Here is an 18,491-nt window from a genome sequence, read left to right as displayed (position 1 = left end):
TTTGGAATTTGGGAAATATGAGTCACGTATATCCAACGCTTGCCTATCTCCAGTGGGACATCAACCGTGTGCTGTTTGAAGTCGGTCCAATTAAGATCCGATATTACGGGCTCTTCTTCACCGCCGGGTTTATCTGTGGTTATCTGCTGCTTCGCTGGATCTTTCGTACCGAAAAACGCAACCTGGACGATGTGGAATCGCTGCTGATTTACATGGTGCTGGGAACGATTATCGGTGCCCGCCTCGGTCACTGTCTGTTCTATCATCCCCTGGAGTATCTCAGCGACCCGATCCGCTTACTTCAGATCTGGAATGGGGGACTGGCCAGTCACGGTGCGGCAGTCGGGATTACCCTTTCGGCCTGGCTCTACTCGCGCAGACACCGCGATCAACCGCTGCTCTGGTTGCTGGATCGACTTGCCATCCCCGTTGCGCTGGCCGGCTTTTTTATCCGCATCGGTAACTTCTTTAACTCGGAAATTCTCGGGCGGGCCAGCGATGTTCCCTGGGCTGTGGTCTTCAGAGATGGGCTCGGACTCAGTCCGGAAGAGAAGCTGATTCCCCGTCATCCGGTGATGCTTTACGAATCTCTGTGTTACGGCTTCATCTTTGTTCTGCTGCTGCTCGTTTACCGGAAGTACAAGGAACGCACGCCTCGCGGACTGTTGATCGGACTCTTCTTCATCACCGTCTTCACCGCCCGTTTTGTGCTGGAGTTCTTCAAGCTCCGTCAGGCAGCATTCGCGGAAAATCTCCCCCTCAGTGTGGGGCAGATGCTGAGTATTCCACTCGTGATTGCCGGCATCGTATTCCTGCTTTATCGCAGACCAGCGCCCCCTCTGGAAGAAGAAATCGCCCTGCAGACGCCGCGAGAACCAGCCGCGAAGGCATAAAAACAGCGAATGTGGATGTATGTGTCCTGTTAGAAAAGTGTACACAGAACGTCTATAAATACACTCGCGGGCTGAAAATAAGTGGCCTTTTGTATATTTTACGGGATCGTATTGCCTTAAATCAGAGATCCTTGTAAAGTCCGCGTGCCAAATACTCAGATTTTACTACTGATGACCAGAGCGGAATTCACATTTTGAATTCAGCCGTTTTTTTTCAACACGAATGTGGGACATCGGTGTATAATGAGTTGCAGGCTTTAACTCGCTTGCTGCCAGTACGGCAGTGTTCAAAATGAATCGAGGCGATTTGTGGCTCTCACGGATATTGATAAAAATTTGCTCAAACGCTGCTTAGCAGAAGAGCCGGGTGCCTGGAAAGACTTCGTAGACCGGTTTATCGGCCTGTTTACACACGTCATCCACCACACCGCTCACGCCCGCAGTATTCGTGTGACCGACAACGACATTGACGATCTCTTGTCCGAAGTCTTTCTGGTTCTGCTGGCCAACGACTACCGTGTGCTTCGCAATTTCCGGGGACAGAGTTCCCTGGCCACTTATCTGACCGTGGTTTCCCGTCGCGTGATTGTAAAAAAAATGGTCGAGCGACGGATGGCTGAAGCGCTGGGGCATGTCTCCACCTCTTCGCGCATCGAACGTGTCTCCGACGAACAGACCCGTCAACAGCAGGCGCTTGAGGATCAGGAAGAGATCCAGAATATGATTCGCCAGCTACCTCCGGCAGACGCTCAGATTGTGGAGCAATATCACCTGCAGGGAAAGTCTTACCAGCAGATCAGCAGTGATCTGGACATCCCGGAAAACTCGATCGGCCCCACACTCACTCGGGCACGCAATCGCATGCGGGAAAATAAATCCCGGACACGCACGCTCTAATTCATAATAGAGTTCACCTCCTTCTTACTCAGTCTGACGCTCACGTTACGCGCCGACAGTTTCTATTGCTGGTTCAATTACTGAAGCTCCGTCCCGATCCCTGGCCCTGTCCGAATCCCGGAGGAGGACCACCAAAGGGGGGCGGACCAAAGCCACGTCGTCCACTGGGACCACGCTGTCCCGGTCCGGGGCCGCGTCGCATAAAACTCGGATCCGGCGTCCCGCGCCACAGACGGGGGATATAGGGGAAATCTTCGGTGATGTAGTAGTGATAGATCCCTTCCGGGTATTCGGGGGTCACACCCACGCGACCGTTGCATTCATCCAGGTCACCCGCATCCGCGACATATTCATAGTCAGCCACAAACGTCCCGTCATACCTGCCGCGCGGGCCACTCGGTCGATTCCCTTTTTTGATTCGGTAGCTCGATTTCATTTTGCGAACCGTGCTCTCAGCATCGTTTGCATCGCTGTAACCAAACTGGGCATAAATTGGAAAACCATCTGCGGCCACACCGATCAGCGTGACTTCTCCCACTTTCCCCTGCTTCTGAATCAGTCCCGTCGGCAGACCATGATAGTGATAGCTGCCGGTCGGCTGGACATGGGCATTGCTCTGATCCAATCCGAGATTGATCTTTCCCGACTTGGCTTCATAGTTCCAGCCTGAACTGCGATTCCGGTTCCAGAACTCCGCAGTCGCCGCATCGAAGACCACACCATTGCTGGCGACTCCAAATGGAGAATGCGATACAGGCGTAGGGTTGCGGGTCGCCTTCGGTTCCATGGTCACTCGAAATTCATATTGCTGCGGTCGAATCGTATTCGGATTGTTCCGATTCGGAAACCGGCCCGGCTGGTGATCCGGAATCCCGTTGGAATAGATGTAGCGGTAGTTCCCCTTGATGACCACCTTGACCTGATTCGTCGCACTGGTATTCGAGGATCCGAAACCCGGAGGTCCGAACCCGGGAGGTGGATATCCAAACAGGGGGGCGGCACATCCGAGCGTCGCGAAACAGCAGAGCGTAAGCAGTTGCATATTCAAGGGGTTACCTCATTTTCACCAGGCCCGATTCGTCGCCAGAAAAATTCACGGATTCTTCTCACCTGTTTGAATAACGGGCTGAGCACCGTGGAATCCACTGGCTTTGATCTGTTTTTTGTCAAAATGAAACCAGGTGTCGCCTCTCCGAAAACATGTTCCCAAGGCTCACAGACAGTCGTTCTGTTGACAGTCCACCCTGCGCTCACAAGAATCAACGTAGTAGTCAGCAGTCGCCGTCACAAACGACTGGCGCTGATTTCGCTTCAATCAAGGAATGATATGTCCCATTGATTCTCCGGAATCTGGAAATGGATTGACCGATGCAAACTCTCCGAACTCGCTTCCTGTTTGCGTTCCGCACCGCTTTTCTGGTCTGCTGCGTCAGCCTCCTGACGACAGGCCACGCTTTACAGGCTCAAACCAAATCCAAAACACCCGAGTCCACACAAACGGCTCCGGTGAAAACCGGTTTTGTGAATGCCGTCTATAAGGATGACGCCGGCGAACATCGCTACGTTGTCTTCGTGCCCCTCGATTATAACCCTGCGAAGAAATATCCGGTCATCCTCTTTCTCCACGGTGCCGGCGAACGGGGTAACGACGGACTCAAACAGACTCAGGTCGGCTTGGGACCGATCATCAAACAGCAGGAAAAAACATTTCCTTTCATCGCCGTCTTCCCGCAGGCAGAGAATATGAAAGAACGTCTGCTCGAAGGCTGGCTGGCCGACTCCTCCGACGGCAAACGGGCCCTGCAGATCCTCAACCAGGTGCTGCAGAAATACTCAACCAATTCGAATCAACAGATCCTGACCGGCTGGTCTATGGGAGGCTACGGCGCGTGGAGCATGGCGGCCGCTTTTCCCAATCGCTGGTCGGCCGTAGTACCTCTCTCCGGCGGCGGTAAAACCGAATCGGCGGCGCAACTCAAAGACGTGCCCGTCTGGGCGTTTCATGGTGCCAAAGATCGGGTAGTCCTGCCGGAAGAATCACAGCGGATGATCGATGCAGTCAAGAAAGCAGGCGGCGAACCGCGCTTCACCCTCGTTCCCGAGGCCGGTCATGATGTCTGGAAAGTCGCCTACTCTCAACCTTTGTTCGACTGGATGCAGAATCCCACTCAACTGATTGATCCCGCGGCACCCTTGCTGGTCAAGCCGGATCGTAAACAACCGGCTGCCGTCGACAGTGAAACTCCCTTCGTACCGGCACTGATGATCAACGACGCTGTCTCGGTGCGACTGGGCAATCGTTTTCTGCAGTCCCTCGCCGATGCGGTTCCCAGCATGGTTCCCGCGGATATGCTCGAAGGACGCATCGCCGACATTCAGGACTGGACCACCGCCCAGGGACGCAGCTTCAGCGTGCAGTTCTCCGGGATTTCCTATAAGGGAGCACTGGAACGCGCCGCCGTGGAAGCCTACGCTGCCGGCACCTTGAACATTCAACTGGGGATCAAGGATGTGAACCTCTATATAAGCAACACCTACGTTACCGGCAATCGACATTCCGCGGTCGCCGGTCCGATCTCGGTCAGCATCGGTCATCAAAGACCGGTCTGGCTCAGTTTCGATGTGCGGCCCTTTATTCAGGGGGATCAGCTCAAGCTCAAACTGATCCGCACGCGGTTCACGATTCCCCAGGACAACTGGTACGTCTCCGGGCCGGCGGGCGTTTCGACCCGCGGAATCGGCATGACTTCTGAAAAGGTCTCCAGCGGACTGATTGACGGTATTTACGGGAGCAAGGGCCGTATTGAAGATGAAGTCAAAGCGATCGTCCCCGGTCTGGTGGAAGAACTCGAAAAGCAGCTCAGCTTCAGCGAAGCCAGCCAGGTCGTCGATGCCGTCTGGCCACTCCCCGTCTATCAGCCGCGGATTAAACTCTGGCCCCGCGAGGTGGTCACCGATAAACAGGGGGTCTCACTCAATTTCGGTCTGACCGTCGCAGCCCTTGATCCGACCAATCCACCGGCCACCGTTCAACAGGTCAACGCCTTCGGAACTCCCGTGGATGAGATTCCCAAGGTCACCGATCTGCAGGTCGGCGTGGCACCCGGGATTCTCAAACCGCTGACCGAGATGCTGGTTAAAGACGATGTCGCGCGGATTCCCGTTCTGGATATTCCTGGTCACTCGTTCGATCCACTGGCAGATCGCAAAACATTGCAGCAGGTCTTCCCCGATCTGAAACAGTACAGCGACGGACTGCAGATCTGGTCTGAACTGGTACTCACGCGACCGATTCAGGTAGAAGACAGCAACAAACCCAAGTCCGCCAGCGACGATCCTTTTCGCTTCGTCGTTCCCCGGGCGGCGATTTCGATGGCGATCAAAAAATCGGCCTCCGAGAAACAGTGGACGCCTTACGCCGAGTTCTCACTTTCACTGAGTCAGGATGTCGATCCCGAGATCGTCGACCAGAGCTTCTCGAAACGGGCCATTCGCCTGGACTGGGAAGGGGATTCACGCATTGGTGGTCTCGCCCGCTTCGCCCCGGATTACAAACCGCAGGAGAAGAACATCGACCAGGAAAAACTGCGTTCCCTGGTCCAGGCGGCCTGGGATGGCTGGACGAAACAGGGCCCCGCTTCGGTCGCAGAGATCCCCGACATCGAGCTCGGCTTCGGCCGTTATCGTATTCAGCAGATCCAGTGGTCTGCACCTCAGCTGCTGGCGACCTTCTCCGTACCCGAATTGAAGATCACCAACGGCACAAAACAGGACATCGAATACGAACTGAAAAGTCCCTACAGTGACTGGGGCGGACCGTACAAGCTCAAGCCCGGCGAGTCGCATGCCTTTGATGCGGCGATGCCACTCACCTATCGACGCAAAGTCGATGGGCAACTGCATGTCTTCACACTCGCCTCCGGTTCGCATTTCGAGTTCCTGCCCGAAGCCGGTCATCCGGAAGGCGTGCTCTACGAAGCCGCCGATAACTGATCACTCTTCAACGGCCGCCTCGGTAGACGGGGCGGCCTCATAGCTGACCAGGGGGAACAGAGTCCGCTCCAGCAGATAAACCGGCGTGATCCCCAGGCTGACAATCAAGAGCACGGCTGGAGCCAGCGCCAGCCAGACCAGCGCCCGTTTCTCAGCGGGTGCTGTTTCTTTGTCGGCTTTGTCGGGAGCGGAATGTGAAACGGTCAACAGCTGCCAGCCTCCGCGAATCAGCGCCAGGTTGAACAGCAATGTTCCCAGCAGATAGCCCAGTGCCAGCAGCATCTGCTGGCTGGTCAGACTCCACAGGAACGCAAAACAGGCGGTGAAACCACCCAGGCCGGGAGCTCCGATCAGCGTCAATAACGACAGCCAGCCCAGCCAGTGCATCACTCGTTCTGAGTGATGTCCTTGTATCAGTGACAGGCAGGGAATGACCAGCAGCAACACTCCCGCAGCCAGCCCCTGTACCACATTTAACACAGCAAAGTAAGCAACGACTTCTTGAGAGGCAGAGAGAATCGTCAGCGTTAAGGCCGCCTGTCCCACCAGGAACCAGACGACAGTCTGTAGCAGCTCCCGACGGGCACACGCCAGTAACGCCGTGATCAGAAAACCAATGATTCCCCAGAAGGCCAGCAGGGAATACAGGCTCTCACTCACACTCTGCTGCAACGGTACCAGGCAACGCAGCATGCCGTAGACGCTCAGCTTGGTAAGGATCAATAATAGAATCAGCGACCAGCCCGTCATCACCGAGGGGGATGCGGTCTGTGCCGTCTGCTGTTTCAGCCACTGGGTCATGCCATAATAGGCGGGGAACAGAAAACCCTTGCAGGCAAAGCCGGCCAATAACAGCAACAGGATCCACGGGGCACTGGTGCTCCAGTAAGCCTCAGCCAGTGGGTAGAGCCGGACGTCGCTCCTGCTCTCCCGGAACAAGGCATCAAACTGAAACGTGAGTGCCTGCGGCGCCTCGAGCAGCACGCCCTGCATCCAGGAAAACGACGTCGCCGCCAGCAGCAGGCCCGCCAGAATCAAAGTGTCCCCCAGCAGTTGCAGGTATAAGGTACTTTCCAGCACCGAACGAGCCCGCGAACCGTTCCAGACCTGGAGCAGACCGATGGTGCAGACCGTTGACAGAAACAGGAATGTCACAAAACTGATCACATCATGCGAGATCAACAGCCCCGCCAGCAGTGACTGCAGAATCAGTAGCAGAAAGTAATGCCGATGGGAGACCCTCGTCAGCCGATTCGAAAAGAAGACTAACAGCGGCCAGAGGCAGGTAATCAACAGCAGAAACCAGGCAGACAGCGCATCGAGGCCCCATTGAAAATTCCGGGGTGTGGCGGCGTCGGGACCAGCCGTACTCAGTACCGGCAGCTTGAGCGTAATCGAGATAATGCGGGTCGCCCCGGTTCCCTGCAGTTCCGGAGCGAAGAGGACCAGTGCCAGGATCAGACAGGAGACGAGCGTATTCGAGAACGCGGTCCAGCGATGGAATTCCAGACCCAGTTTCACGCTGCCCAGGCCAAAGCAGGCCCCGGCGACTGGCATCATTACCAGCAGTACAGGCGAAAACGAAATCAGGGAATTCAGAAACAGGTCCATGAACGGGGCTCAATCAAAAAAATCAAATCAATCCTGGCATAATCGTAACCGGGGAATCGGATCTCGCTAAATCTGTAACACCATCAACACCAGAATTAACACGGACAGGGTCATCACCAGAATCAATGTCGGAAAGGTGACCTGGCCGTTCTGCATGTGCAGCAGCAGATCGCCCCAGGCCCGCGGCAGTCGCTCCAGCGAGAACCGACTCAGACGGGAGACGAGCCACTCCTCAGTCAGGGACACCGTGCGGGCCAGCAACTCGAGTGGCTGAATCAACACACGGTCCAGCAGCGACATCAGGTAATAATGCGATCGTCCTAACTGCAGCAGAGCCGGCGGTTCCGTAGTCGCGACAGAATGGGAACGTCCCGCGGTCATCCAGGTGAGGATCATCGCCACCAGCAGAGCCAGACCGAACAGGCTGCACATCAGCCAGTCATGTTCGAACAGCGGAGGCAGCATTTCCAGCAGAGGTCCCGGCCAGAGAGATGGCACAAAGGGGAAGGGAATCAGTAACGGGCTTCCCAGCAGACTCACCCCCAGTGTCGCACTCCACAGAGGGAGCACCGGGAAGGATTTACCAGTTTTCGATGATGAGTTTGAATCCGCCAGCGAAAAATAAAATCGCATCAGGCCTGCGACATATCCTGCTGCTACAGGTACGGTCAACCAGATAAAGAAGCTGACGCGTAAATCGTCGGTCGCGGCGCGGGACAGGATCAGCGCGGGCAGCAGTCCTGTTAGTCCACAGACCGCCAGCAGAATCAACAGCATCAGGCAGAGCTTAACAGACGCCAGCGCTGCGGTCGGAATCCCATTCTGCTCTCGCCAGGCTGCCAGTAAAATCAGGATCACCAGGACCAGAAGTTCGAGAACCACCAGTGCCAGTGTGCCGGACAGCGTTCCCACCTGGCCCAGTCCCACCGACGCGACCGCTAGTCCCGCGAGCGTCGCCGTCAACCAGCTCAGACAGCGATCCGGGTGCGCATCGCGAGGCAGGCTCAAAGCGGAAAACAGAGTCAGCAGAGCTGAGAGCGTTCCGAGTTGCACCATCAGCGTGCGGGTCGCAGGAACTGCCTGAATCAGAGGCGCGCAGCGGAGCAACAGGAACAGTCCCGCGGTCATCGCCAGCAGATTGATCCCGGCCAGCGAACGTGCCGACCAGTTCTCTTCCCGACTCACCAGCAGAGCCGAAGCAGGAAACAGGCTCAGACGAGGCAGGGCGGCAAAGAAGAGTAGCACGCTGATGCCGGGCAGGGCAGTGCGATTGGTTTCCGCAACCTGGGTCAACGCCGCCGGCTGCAGCATCGTAAGAAAGTCCAGACTGGTGAAATTGGTCTGAACGAGAAACAGTCCCAGCAGCAGCATCCCATCCCCCAGCGCATTCCAGCCCCACCAGTGTCGGCGTGCCGTTTCCGGAGCGAGCGTCGTCCGCAGGTGCACTTCATGCAGCAGGTTCAAACTCATCGAGAGCAGGCACCAGCAGAAAAAGAGTTGCAGAAAGTTCGTTGCCAGGATGATGCCAGTCGTGGCGCAGAAACCCATCAGTAACAGCAAACCCCCGTAGCGCGGCGCAACGGTATCTGCAGACTCAGCTGAATCGGGCGGACTCAACAGCAGCACGCAGAGCATGCCTGCCGAGACCAGCGCATAGAATGTCAGGCTCAGTGAGTCGTAGAGTACACCGATTTCCAGAGGCAGAGAGGTTTCGCCGGGAAGCGTCAGCCAGCGAACCAGGGGGAACGAATAAGACTGTTCTCCCAGCAGGGGACTGAAGTAACCAGCCGCGACCACCGAGACCAGTGTCGTGACTGAGACTCCCAGTAGTGCGGGCCAGCGCGGATTCCCTTTGAGAATGCGACAGGCGACCAGGGCCGACATCAGCACCGTGACGAAGGGCACGACCAGTCCGAGTTGCAGTAACAGGGTGATTGTTCTATCCACCAGACCCGGCCCCCCTTTCCACGGGGGACTTCGTTTCCGCAGGGGCATCGGTTTCAGCATCAGGTGATTTACGGCGCAGGCTGAGTACCGCCAGCGCAGCGGCCGGCAGCATCACCAGAAACAGGACGAACAGAAAAAACACCGTTTGTGCCCGCGAACCCTGATACTCTGCAAAGGCCGCCAGCATGAGGCCCGCTCCCTGCAGCCAGATCAGCAGCGAAAAGACGGTCGCCAGGCGATGCCGCTGCAGCAGCATTCCCAGGTAGCCGACTGCGATCAGGATGATCCCGATCATCAAATTCTGGTGGAGGACGGCGGTGGCCTGCAACAGGATCATGCGTTCCCTCCCGGTTCCTCTGTCTGTGAAACGCGGGACTCCCGCGGGGAAAAGACCAGCCAGGTCATGCCTACAAAGACCAGTAGTACGAAGCAGAGCAGAAGCAGCAACGTCGGCCAGTGTTGACTGAAGAACCGGGGCAGCAGTTCCGGTAAGGAGAGCCCGGCCCATTCTGATTTCGGTACGGGTGTCACTTCGGCTCCCGGCCCCCAGTCCCGCTGGACCACCCACAGACAGACACATAACAGAAATCCACACGCCAGGCAGGCAAGCAGCGGTTCGCGGAACGCGCCCTCTTCGTCCTGCTCTGCCGAGACTGATTCGGGTGATTCCTCGTCAGTGCAGTTGTGATAGCAGAGCAACACGATCAGGCCTCCCAGAGTCAGCCAGCTGAGAATCATCAGCGGAGGCATGTGAGCCTGAAGGAAGAGTAGACCGCTGGAGAGCAGAGAAACCGACGCAGCTGCCAGGGCCCATCTCATTCGCGAAGCGAGTACCGCTGCAGCACCACTGACGATGACCAGCGTACCCACGGGAATCGGACTGAATAACGCCAGCAGCGACTCCGCCTTGCCCTCGGTTTTAAAAGAGAAGGGAGAGCCGAACCAGTAGAGCAGGATCAGCAGTGCCCCGATCGAGAGCAACGGCCAGCCCCAGCGGGGCGCTGTCTCTGGTGCCTGATGCGTTGTTAAATTCAGATAACCATACACGCCGGTCAGCATCAGTAGAATTAGTACCGCCAGTGTTAAAAACAGCAGGTTATCCGCGGTACCGGGCAGGTAGAATAACAGTTCGTCAATCATGGCTGAACCTCCCCTGCAGTCTGCACTTCCGCATGTGCGTTCGTGGAAGAGGGGAACGGAAACCGGGGCAGCACAAAGCCCCACCAGATCGCCAGCAGACTGAAGTTGAGCAGCAGATGCATGTAATGGTCTGACATACCCAGCACATGAAACGCCAGAAACGAAGCGGAAACCGCAACCAGCGACAGCCAGAGCAACAGCTTCCAGATCGCTTCCGGATCATAGACGGGACGTCGTTTCAGAAAACGGATCAGTCGATAATGGACTCCCACCAGCACCAAGGGCAGGGCGGGAAACAAACCAAATCGCATGATAATCTGTAGCACGCTCATCTCCTCGCGCGGGCCGAAGCAGGTCAGGCTGAGGATGATGATAGACATCACGAAGACGGTGTTGATGAGATGCAGTTCGCGAATCCAGTGCTGCACCGGCCGGACAGGTTTGGGTACCTGGGCATTGACGAGAATCACAGGGCCGGTCAGGGACAGGAACAACGCCAGCATTCCCACCGGTTGTATCAGCAGCAACCAGACAGTGGATGTCGCGCCGCTTGTAGTCTGTTCCAGTTCCGCATGCACGGGGAGATAGGCTGCCACCGAGGCGAAAGACAGCAGCAGCGGGAGCCAGAAATAGCCGTTGAGTAGCAGTCCCGACAGCGGGTGCCTCTGTCGCTCGGTTACCGCCAGACTGATATGCCCCGCGGCCTGTAGCAGCAAGAACAATCCCAGATACATCATCGGTGCATAGCGGCACGTCACGAGCCCGGTCGCTTCGACCGGTTCAATCCGTATGGACCACATGTTGGTGATATAACCGGGGAGAAAAGCAATGGTCAGCAGACCGCAGGTCAGTGAGAACAGCAGCAGACAGCGTTCGCTCCGTTGAGTGATCTCTGCCTGGGAACGGGCAACCCGCTTCACTGCGAGTTGCAGTCGCGTTTTGACAGAGGCATTCAGGGGAGACCAGGCTGCCTCTGCCAGCAGCAGCGAGATAAACAGAAACACGAGCGTGCTAACCAGGAACAGGGGAATCTGCCACAGCATCAGGTGGCCTCCGTCGGATTCGGATCATCGGCGGACGCTGATTCCTGTTCCGCATAGATCGTCAATTCAGGATCAGAGGGCACCGGAGCGGTCTGCGGCTTTTTCGGTGCGGTCAGCATGCCCGACCAGAGTGCCATTCCCCAGCTCAGAAGCAGGGCCGCTCCCAGAGTCCAGGTGATCGGATCCCGCAGTGAGGTTGTCTGCACACTGATTCCCAGTACCAGCAGCAGAATACAGACGGCAATCAATACGGTCGTAAAGTTCCAGTACAGCGCGTGCTGAGGTGCTTCATAACTGCCGGCAATCGATGCTGAGTCTTCGACGATTGATTCGGACTCGACGCGAAACCATTTCTGAATGGCCCACCAGACAGCCAGCGCCGTCAGCGAAGCAGTCAGCAGTAATATCAGAAAGGTGAACCAATCCATGGTGGACTTTCGACGAAATGCGGAATAGCAGCCGGGAACGCAGGTGACCGAACTGTTGATAGACACCAATTTTAAGTGAAATCGAGGACGAAGCGAAGCGACTCGCATCCTGCAAATCTTCCAATTCAGGAAATGAATGTGCGCCGCCACTTTACAGTAGACGCCGACCTGCCAACAATGCTACCGGTCGAGCATGCGGATCTGTTAGCACCGGTTGAATGAGATCCCGCTCCATCCGGGAAGACACTGGCATGAATGATGAATCACAGACTCTGATCTTCGTCTACGGTACTCTCAAGCGGGGGTTCTGTCGGGCTCCGTTTCTGTCTGATCAGCAGTTTCTGGAAGAAGCATGCACCGCGCCCCATTACGCACTCTATGATTGTGGCGCGTACCCCGCACTGGTGAAAGACAACACCACAGGCATCCGCATTCAGGGCGAACTGTGGCGCGTGGATGCACGGGGGCTGGAACTCCTTGATGAAGTCGAAGGGGTTGCCGAACAACTCTATGCCCGGGAAAGCATTGAACTCGAGTCGCCGCTGATTTCCACGGGAGTGCATGCTTACTTCTATCTGCATGATGTCTCGCAGCTGCCCCGTCTGGGAGATTGCTGGACCCGACAGACCTGAATTTCCTGGGAGACGCTTGTGATTTTTCGTTCAGCGCCTCACAATAGCGCTGCTGACTCAAATCGCTTTTGGAGAACCCGTCATGTCTGCGCCGACCAAAGCCCGCAGAACCGTATCTTATGCGTCATTACAGGAAATTGCTGACGACGCACAACGTCTCCATGCTGCTGGTGCCCCTACCACGGGAAACTGGTCGCAGGGCCAGATCTATGATCATCTGGCACGATTGATGGATGGCTCTCTGGATGGCTTCGACTTCACCGCTGCCTGGCCATTGCGCAAGATTTCGAAGTGGATCTTCAAACCACTGATTTTCAAGAAAGGCATGCCCGCCGGTTTCAAATTGAAAGGGGATGCCGGCAGAGTCCTCCTTCCAGATCCAGTCGCAGACCAGGCGGGGCTTGATCATCTGCTGCAGGCGATTCACCGTCTCCAGAACGAATCGCAGCGTCACCCCAGTCCCGTTCTGGAGGAACTGACCCGTGAAGAGTGGGATCTGCTGCATCGTCGACACGCTGAGCTGCACATGAGTTTCATCGCCGAACCGGAAGCCTGAACTCCCACCCCATCGAGGATCGACGTGGACGACGAACCGAATTCTCTCCCACCTGAGCCCGCACGACCGAAAACATTCGATGAACGACTCCGCAGCTGGAGCCTGCTCAAGCGTCTGCTGCTCGCCTTCTGTCTGCTCACCGCATCTTACATCACAGCCGCGGGCACCGGATTGATGATTCTGCTCATGCTGGCTTTCTCGACTGATGGCTGCCAGCACTTTCCCGATATCCTCGGCTTCTTCGTGTTTCAGTTTCCCATTTATGCACTGGGAATCTGTACCGCCCTGCCGGCTCTGTCTCTGGCCTGTGCCTGTTCAATACGCTGGATCGTTGGCTCGATCTTTTTCTGCGTGGGGCTTTGTGCGTTCTGGCTTGTGGGCGGCTTCATCGCAATCGTGATGGCCTGTCAGTAGAGGTATCCGCCCGCGGCGTCTATAATGCCGCTGCAGTGATCTAATGACACACAGTGAATGACCGGAAAGGGATGCAATGGCAGAGTCGCAGGGAAACAGAATCATCGTCGTCGGAGGAGTCGCGGGGGGCGCGAGTGCTGCAGCCCGGGCACGTCGCTGCGATGAACGCGCGGAAATTATTCTGTTTGAGAAAGACGAATACGTCTCTTTCGCCAACTGCGGTCTACCCTATTTTATCGGCGAGGAAATCACCGAACGCAGCAAGCTGCTCGTCGCGACACCCGAGCTGTTTCGAAAACGCTTTAACATCGATGTCCGTACCCGGCACCTGGTGCAATCAGTCAACGTCGAAAACAAAACCGTCTCGGTTCTGAATCGGGAATCAGGTGAGGTGAGCGAAGAGCCCTGGGATCGGCTGATTCTCTCTACCGGTGCGGCTCCGATCACGCCCCCCTTGCCGGGCATTGAATCCGAGAATGTATTCACACTCCGTAATCTGAACGACGCAGATGCCATCAAGGCCTTTATCGCGGAGCATGGCTGCCAGAAAGCGGTCGTCGTGGGGGCCGGCTTCATCGGGCTGGAGATGGTGGAACAGCTGCATCATCTGAAACTGGAGACAGATCTGGTCGAACTGCAGTCCCAGGTCCTGCCTCCACTCGATCCGGAAATGGCTCGCCTGGTTCAGAACGAACTGACCGATCACGACATCAAGGTGCATCTGGGAACAGCCGTCGATACGATTCAGACTGAAAACAACACAGCCACCGGAGTCGAACTCGGTAACGGAACGCAGATCGCTGCGGATCTGGTCATTCTGGGGATCGGCGTGTCCCCGGCGATTGAACTCGCCCAGGCTGCAGGGATTGACATCGGCGAACGGGGCGGAATTTCCGTGAATGACTTCATGCAGACATCGCATCCGGACGTTTACGCGGTCGGTGATGCCGTCGAATATCAGCACGGCGTTCTGGAAACACCCCAGCGCATACCGCTCGCCGGTCCCGCGAATCGCGCCGGTCGTATCGCCGGTCAACATGCCGCGAGCACGTCGGCCGACCCGATGATCGCCCCCATGGGAACGGCCATTGTCCGTGTCTTTGGCATCACCGCAGCGGTCACGGGTCTCAGTAAAAAGTTCGCGGAACGTAGTCAGAGTAAGAATCGTTCCATTATCATCGTCGGCAAACATCACGCCGGCTATTTCCCTGGCGCTCAGCAGCTGTTTCTCAAGCTGACTTACGATCCCGAAACAGGGCGGATCCTGGGCGCCCAGTCTGTCGGTCGTGAAGGTGTCGATAAACGTATCGACGTGATCGCCACCGCGATGAAGTTTAAAGGCACCGTCCGCGATCTGGCCGGCGTCGACCTCTGTTATGCTCCGCCCTTCGGTTCGGCCAAGGACCCGGTACACATGGCGGCGTTCGTCGCCTGCAACGACTTGGATGAACTGACCCGCATCATCGAAGTCGATGCCGACCTCTCTGGATATCAGATTCTCGATGTCCGTTCCCAACAGGAAGTTGACACGTTCCGCTTCCCCGAGATTACGCACATTCCCGTCGACGAACTCCGCGGTCGCCTGGATGAACTCGATACGTCGCGGTCGATCATCACCGTCTGCCATTCCGGGATGCGGGCTTATATCGCCGCCCGGATCCTGCAGCAGTCGGGTTTCGAGAACGTCCACAATCTCACCGGCGGCATGCTCATGCAACGCTTCGCCCGACCGGAGTTGTTTGAATAATTTTCCTGGTCCATAATCTGGAAACCCACACCCCACGATGTTCGCCGACTTCGCTCTCATCTCGGTATTGCTGGTCATCGCGCATCTTTTACGTTCCCGACTGCGTCTCCTGCAGAATCTGTTGATCCCCGCACCCATCCTGGCCGGCTTTCTCGGACTGCTCGGCGGCCCGCAACTGCTGGGCTGGCTTCCCTTCAGTCTCACCGGGGAAGGCAAGATTGCGATGGAGCGTTATCCCTACGAACTGATCGCGATTCTGTTCGCGACCCTCTTTCTCGGGCATCAGCCCCACCGTCCCACGCTGCGAACCATGCTCCGCGATGTCGGCGATACCTGGTTCTATAACTTCGCTGCCTACATCGGACAGTTCGGCGTCGCCCTCCTGTTCGGTCTGTATGTCCTGCCTTTGATGTTTCCTGATCTCAATCCCGGCTTTGCCCTGATGATGCCCGCCGGCTTCGCGGGGGGACACGGCACTGCAGCCGCGGTCAGCGAATCCCTGCAGGCGGGGGGCTTCAATGATGCACAAAGCCTGGGCTTCACGTTTGCCACGATTGGTCTGCTGATCGGGATCTTCGGCGGTCTGACATTGATCAACATCGCTACTCGACGGGGCTGGACGCACCTGGTCTCTTCCGCACAGGAACTGCCCGAGAGCACCCGCTCCGGTTTTCTCACTCCGGAAGAACAGACCTCAATGGGCACCAGCACTGTCAGTGCCATGTCTCTCGATCCACTTACCTGGCACTTCGCGATTGTGATGACCGCGTTCGGCGGCGCACATGGCATCGATTACCTGTTTCGGCACGTACTCGAATCCAAAATCATTTTGCCCCTGTTCGCAGTGGCACTGCTGGTCAGTGCGGTGTTACAACTGGTGCTCGAACTCTGTCACATCGGCAAATATGTGGATCGTCAGGTGATGGCCCGCATTGGTTCTTCGGTTTCCGACTACCTGATTGCCTTCGCGGTCGCCTCGATCAAAATCAGCGTCGTCGTTGAATACATGGCCCCCTGGTGGTCATGTCGCTGCTCGGTTTTTTCTACGCGATTGGCATGCTCTGGTTCCTGGGGCGGCACCTGTTTCACAACTTCTGGTTCGAACGCAGCATCTTCGCCTACGGCTGGATGACAGGCGTTGTCGGTATCGGCGTGCTGCTACTGCGGATTGTCGACCCGCAACTCAAATCCAAAACCCTGCAGGATTACGGCCTCGCTTTTGTGGGTATCTCACCTCTGGAGATCCTGCTGATCGTCGTCGTCCCTCCACTGGTCGCCCGACAGATCATCCTGGCTCCCGCAATCGTCATCGTCGTGATCGCAGCCGCCTGTTTCGCCCTCTCCGCTTACCTCGTTGGCTGGTACCGCACTCCACCCGGCGAGCTCCGCCCCGGCGAACAGGAGATCATCGACGACTTAAAGTAGGGGAGGACCCATGTGTCCTCCCGCCTGGTACGAGACGACCTGGATTCACGCTCTGAACGGAACCAGTTGAACCCATCAAGCAAAAACACATCAAACCCTTTTTCGTGTCTTTCGTGCTGACCGTGGTAGAAATAACGTTCGTGGTTCACTCCCAGCCACTCAGAACAATCTTCCCAATCGTGTGCCCCGCTTCCAGGGTTTGATGCGCCCACCGCAGGTTCTCTGCATTGATTGGCGAGCGGAACTCGTTCGCGGTACATTGCAGCTTCCCCGCATCCAGCCATTGCGACACCCGGCTCAACAGGTGATGCTGTTCGATCATATCCGGCGTCTGGAACATCGATCGCGTATACATGAACTCCCAGACCATCGTTGCCGACTTGCGTTTCATCAACGACTGATCCAGCGGCTGCTTATTATCCACCAGTAGCACAATCTTGCCCTGTGGACGCAGCAGGTCGACGGCCTGATCCCAGTGCTGGTCGGTATTGTTGAACAGCGCGATGTGATCGATCTGCTTCAAACCCAGCGTTTCCACCTGCGGACGCAGCGGCTCAAAATGATTGATGACATGGTCGGCCCCGAGTTTCTGAACCCACTCGATCGACTCCGGCCGCGATGCGGTGGTGATCACCGTCAGTCCTGCCAGCTTCGCGAGTTGGATGCCGATCGAACCGACGCCGCCGGCACCGCCGGTAATCAGAATCGTCTCACCCGCATTCCCCCCTTCGACGTCGATCCCTAGTCGATCGAAGAACGATTCATACGCGGTGATCGCTGTGAGGGGAATGGCGGCTGCTTGCGAGAAATCCAGCGATTTCGGCTTCGTACCCACAATCCGCTCGTCGATCAACTGGTACTCGGCGTTGCATCCCGGGCGGGTAATGTCACCTGCATAAAACACTTCATCACCCGGCTGGAACAGTTCCACCTCCGGTCCGACCGCTTCGACGACTCCCGCCGCATCCCAGCCGAGCACTTTGGGAGCAGGTTCCTCCCCCTCTTTGGGAGCCCGGACTTTCGTATCCACCGGATTGACGGCAATCGCTTTCACCGCAACCAGTAGGTCCCGTCCACCCGGCTTCGGTTGATCCAGTTCGACATCCATTAGTGATGCGGGATCCTCAATCGGCAGATAACGGGTCAAACCAACGGCTTTCATTTTTGAAACTCCTCTCGAGAGATGAATGGCAGAAAATCAAAGATTCTCACTTCATGTTCTAAGGAATACGCGAGGAAATCAAGGTGCCTGTTTCGAGTCTTTTCTGCTTTTCGTGGTGAAGGATTACAGATAACCGCTCGCGAACATCACAGAACCGGTTACAATCAAAACTGCAGGCACGGTACAGGGGATACCGCATTCATGAATTCCGAAAACAAAACAGAACGGTCTTACAGCCGGCGGCTGATGCAGCTCTCTACGATCCCGTTTCTGCTGCTGATCGCTTACTGGGTCCTGACCTGGTTCTGGGGCACGAGCGAGGTGCAACAGTCTTATGTGAAGTTCAACAGCAAAGGGCTGCCTGCCAGCGCCCACATTTATACGGATCGCCGTCCCGCAGATCTTGAGAGCAACTGGTATCTGATCGGTTATCCCTGTGCCCCCTGTCCGGGCATCGTCAGTCTGGAAGTCGATATGCGACATTGTGATATCTGTCCGGGCCCCGTCCGCCAGTATTTTATCTGGTGCCCGGGCTATCACTCCAAAGTCCCTTTCTGGGGCAGACCGGTTGCAGGAACATACGAGGAGACCGACTAAGATTCA

18 protein-coding genes are annotated in these 18,491 nt (G+C 56.6%); 10 read left to right on the top strand and 8 right to left on the bottom strand.

Annotation, left to right across the window (positions count from 1 at the left end):
* The first annotated feature begins 17 nt into the window (after positions 1 to 17).
* Together lgt and F1728_RS11000 are read left to right on the top strand one after the other, a co-directional pair.
* On the top strand, positions 18 to 893 hold the full coding sequence (gene lgt / locus F1728_RS11005; protein ID WP_155364145.1) for a prolipoprotein diacylglyceryl transferase: 876 nt from the start codon (positions 18 to 20) through the stop codon (positions 891 to 893).
* 309 nt (positions 894 to 1,202) lie between these two features.
* Positions 1,203 to 1,790, top strand: coding sequence for an RNA polymerase sigma factor (locus tag F1728_RS11000; RefSeq protein WP_228030657.1), 588 nt, complete (start codon positions 1,203 to 1,205; stop codon positions 1,788 to 1,790).
* A gap of 73 nt (positions 1,791 to 1,863) precedes the next feature.
* Here F1728_RS11000 and F1728_RS10995 read toward each other — a convergent pair whose 3' ends face one another.
* Entirely contained in the window at positions 1,864 to 2,832 is a 969-nt protein-coding gene (locus tag F1728_RS10995; RefSeq protein ID WP_155364144.1) for a YHYH protein, read from the bottom strand.
* Between the two features lie 326 nt (positions 2,833 to 3,158).
* Here F1728_RS10995 and F1728_RS10990 point away from each other — a divergent pair, with 326 nt between their 5' ends.
* Positions 3,159 to 5,783: a carboxylesterase family protein gene (locus tag F1728_RS10990; protein WP_155364143.1), complete on the top strand. Its 2,625-nt coding sequence runs from the start codon at positions 3,159 to 3,161 to the stop codon at positions 5,781 to 5,783.
* On the opposite strand, the gene F1728_RS10985 is transcribed toward F1728_RS10990, so the two are convergent.
* The 6 genes from F1728_RS10985 to F1728_RS10960 form a co-directional block, all read right to left on the bottom strand.
* A complete protein-coding gene (locus F1728_RS10985; protein ID WP_155364142.1) occupies positions 5,784 to 7,394 on the bottom strand; it encodes a hypothetical protein in 1,611 nt (536 codons plus the stop codon).
* Between the two features lie 66 nt (positions 7,395 to 7,460).
* A complete protein-coding gene (locus F1728_RS10980) occupies positions 7,461 to 9,341 on the bottom strand; it encodes a hypothetical protein (protein ID WP_155364141.1) in 1,881 nt (626 codons plus the stop codon).
* The gene (locus tag F1728_RS10975; protein WP_155364140.1) at positions 9,334 to 9,678 is read right to left on the bottom strand and encodes an NADH-quinone oxidoreductase subunit K; all 345 of its coding nucleotides are present in this window, start codon (positions 9,676 to 9,678) and stop codon (positions 9,334 to 9,336) included. The genes F1728_RS10980 and F1728_RS10975 overlap by 8 nt, the downstream gene beginning before the upstream one ends.
* Positions 9,675 to 10,481, bottom strand: coding sequence for a hypothetical protein (locus F1728_RS10970; RefSeq protein WP_155364139.1), 807 nt, complete (start codon positions 10,479 to 10,481; stop codon positions 9,675 to 9,677). The genes F1728_RS10975 and F1728_RS10970 overlap by 4 nt, the downstream gene beginning before the upstream one ends.
* Positions 10,478 to 11,524: a hypothetical protein gene (locus tag F1728_RS10965; protein WP_155364138.1), complete on the bottom strand. Its 1,047-nt coding sequence runs from the start codon at positions 11,522 to 11,524 to the stop codon at positions 10,478 to 10,480. Before F1728_RS10965 ends, F1728_RS10970 begins: the two co-directional genes overlap by 4 nt.
* Complete coding sequence (locus F1728_RS10960; protein ID WP_155364137.1) at positions 11,524 to 11,952, bottom strand: hypothetical protein; 429 nt, start codon at positions 11,950 to 11,952, stop codon at positions 11,524 to 11,526. Before F1728_RS10960 ends, F1728_RS10965 begins: the two co-directional genes overlap by 1 nt.
* A gap of 251 nt (positions 11,953 to 12,203) precedes the next feature.
* On the opposite strand from F1728_RS10960, the gene F1728_RS10955 reads away from it, so the two are divergent.
* From F1728_RS10955 to F1728_RS10930, 6 genes are all read left to right on the top strand, one after another.
* Positions 12,204 to 12,584: a gamma-glutamylcyclotransferase family protein gene (locus tag F1728_RS10955; protein WP_194242774.1), complete on the top strand. Its 381-nt coding sequence runs from the start codon at positions 12,204 to 12,206 to the stop codon at positions 12,582 to 12,584.
* Between the two features lie 82 nt (positions 12,585 to 12,666).
* Positions 12,667 to 13,140 (top strand): DUF1569 domain-containing protein, encoded by a 474-nt coding sequence (locus F1728_RS10950; RefSeq protein WP_145438859.1) that lies wholly within the window; start codon positions 12,667 to 12,669, stop codon positions 13,138 to 13,140.
* A gap of 24 nt (positions 13,141 to 13,164) precedes the next feature.
* The gene (locus F1728_RS10945; RefSeq protein WP_155364135.1) at positions 13,165 to 13,554 is read left to right on the top strand and encodes a hypothetical protein; all 390 of its coding nucleotides are present in this window, start codon (positions 13,165 to 13,167) and stop codon (positions 13,552 to 13,554) included.
* 76 nt (positions 13,555 to 13,630) lie between these two features.
* On the top strand, positions 13,631 to 15,301 hold the full coding sequence (locus F1728_RS10940) for an FAD-dependent oxidoreductase (protein WP_155364134.1): 1,671 nt from the start codon (positions 13,631 to 13,633) through the stop codon (positions 15,299 to 15,301).
* A gap of 37 nt (positions 15,302 to 15,338) precedes the next feature.
* Positions 15,339 to 16,433, top strand: a complete 1,095-nt coding sequence (locus F1728_RS10935; protein WP_155364133.1) for a sodium/glutamate symporter — start codon at positions 15,339 to 15,341, stop codon at positions 16,431 to 16,433.
* Complete coding sequence (locus tag F1728_RS10930; RefSeq protein WP_194242773.1) at positions 16,358 to 16,726, top strand: hypothetical protein; 369 nt, start codon at positions 16,358 to 16,360, stop codon at positions 16,724 to 16,726. Before F1728_RS10935 ends, F1728_RS10930 begins: the two co-directional genes overlap by 76 nt.
* A 145-nt stretch (positions 16,727 to 16,871) precedes the next feature.
* Here F1728_RS10930 and F1728_RS10925 read toward each other — a convergent pair whose 3' ends face one another.
* Positions 16,872 to 17,888 (bottom strand): zinc-binding alcohol dehydrogenase family protein, encoded by a 1,017-nt coding sequence (locus tag F1728_RS10925; protein ID WP_155364131.1) that lies wholly within the window; start codon positions 17,886 to 17,888, stop codon positions 16,872 to 16,874.
* A gap of 201 nt (positions 17,889 to 18,089) precedes the next feature.
* Between F1728_RS10925 and F1728_RS10920 the strand changes: the two genes are divergently transcribed.
* Positions 18,090 to 18,485, top strand: a complete 396-nt coding sequence (locus F1728_RS10920; protein ID WP_155364130.1) for a hypothetical protein — start codon at positions 18,090 to 18,092, stop codon at positions 18,483 to 18,485.
* The last annotated feature ends 6 nt before the right edge of the window (positions 18,486 to 18,491 follow it).

This window comes from Gimesia benthica, from assembly GCF_009720525.1.
Classification (GTDB): Bacteria; Planctomycetota; Planctomycetia; order Planctomycetales; family Planctomycetaceae; genus Gimesia; species Gimesia benthica.
This window is presented reverse-complemented; position numbering and strand designations above follow the sequence as displayed.

Bases quoted from the DNA above. Each gene is read 5' to 3' on its own strand.
- F1728_RS10920 (WP_155364130.1), top strand. From the start codon at position 18,090: ATGAATTCCGAAAACAAAACAGAACGGTCTTACAGCCGGCGGCTGATG.
- F1728_RS10940 (WP_155364134.1), top strand. From the start codon at position 13,631: ATGGCAGAGTCGCAGGGAAACAGAATCATCGTCGTCGGAGGAGTCGCG.
- lgt (WP_155364145.1), top strand. From the start codon at position 18: ATGAGTCACGTATATCCAACGCTTGCCTATCTCCAGTGGGACATCAAC.
- F1728_RS10995 (WP_155364144.1), bottom strand. From the start codon at position 2,832: ATGCAACTGCTTACGCTCTGCTGTTTCGCGACGCTCGGATGTGCCGCC.
- F1728_RS10985 (WP_155364142.1), bottom strand. From the start codon at position 7,394: ATGGACCTGTTTCTGAATTCCCTGATTTCGTTTTCGCCTGTACTGCTG.
- F1728_RS10935 (WP_155364133.1), top strand. From the start codon at position 15,339: ATGTTCGCCGACTTCGCTCTCATCTCGGTATTGCTGGTCATCGCGCAT.
- F1728_RS10970 (WP_155364139.1), bottom strand. From the start codon at position 10,481: ATGATTGACGAACTGTTATTCTACCTGCCCGGTACCGCGGATAACCTG.
- F1728_RS10960 (WP_155364137.1), bottom strand. From the start codon at position 11,952: ATGGATTGGTTCACCTTTCTGATATTACTGCTGACTGCTTCGCTGACG.
- F1728_RS10955 (WP_194242774.1), top strand. From the start codon at position 12,204: ATGAATGATGAATCACAGACTCTGATCTTCGTCTACGGTACTCTCAAG.
- F1728_RS10975 (WP_155364140.1), bottom strand. From the start codon at position 9,678: ATGATCCTGTTGCAGGCCACCGCCGTCCTCCACCAGAATTTGATGATC.
- F1728_RS10925 (WP_155364131.1), bottom strand. From the start codon at position 17,888: ATGAAAGCCGTTGGTTTGACCCGTTATCTGCCGATTGAGGATCCCGCA.
- F1728_RS10990 (WP_155364143.1), top strand. From the start codon at position 3,159: ATGCAAACTCTCCGAACTCGCTTCCTGTTTGCGTTCCGCACCGCTTTT.
- F1728_RS10965 (WP_155364138.1), bottom strand. From the start codon at position 11,524: ATGCTGTGGCAGATTCCCCTGTTCCTGGTTAGCACGCTCGTGTTTCTG.
- F1728_RS10950 (WP_145438859.1), top strand. From the start codon at position 12,667: ATGTCTGCGCCGACCAAAGCCCGCAGAACCGTATCTTATGCGTCATTA.
- F1728_RS10930 (WP_194242773.1), top strand. From the start codon at position 16,358: ATGCTCTGGTTCCTGGGGCGGCACCTGTTTCACAACTTCTGGTTCGAA.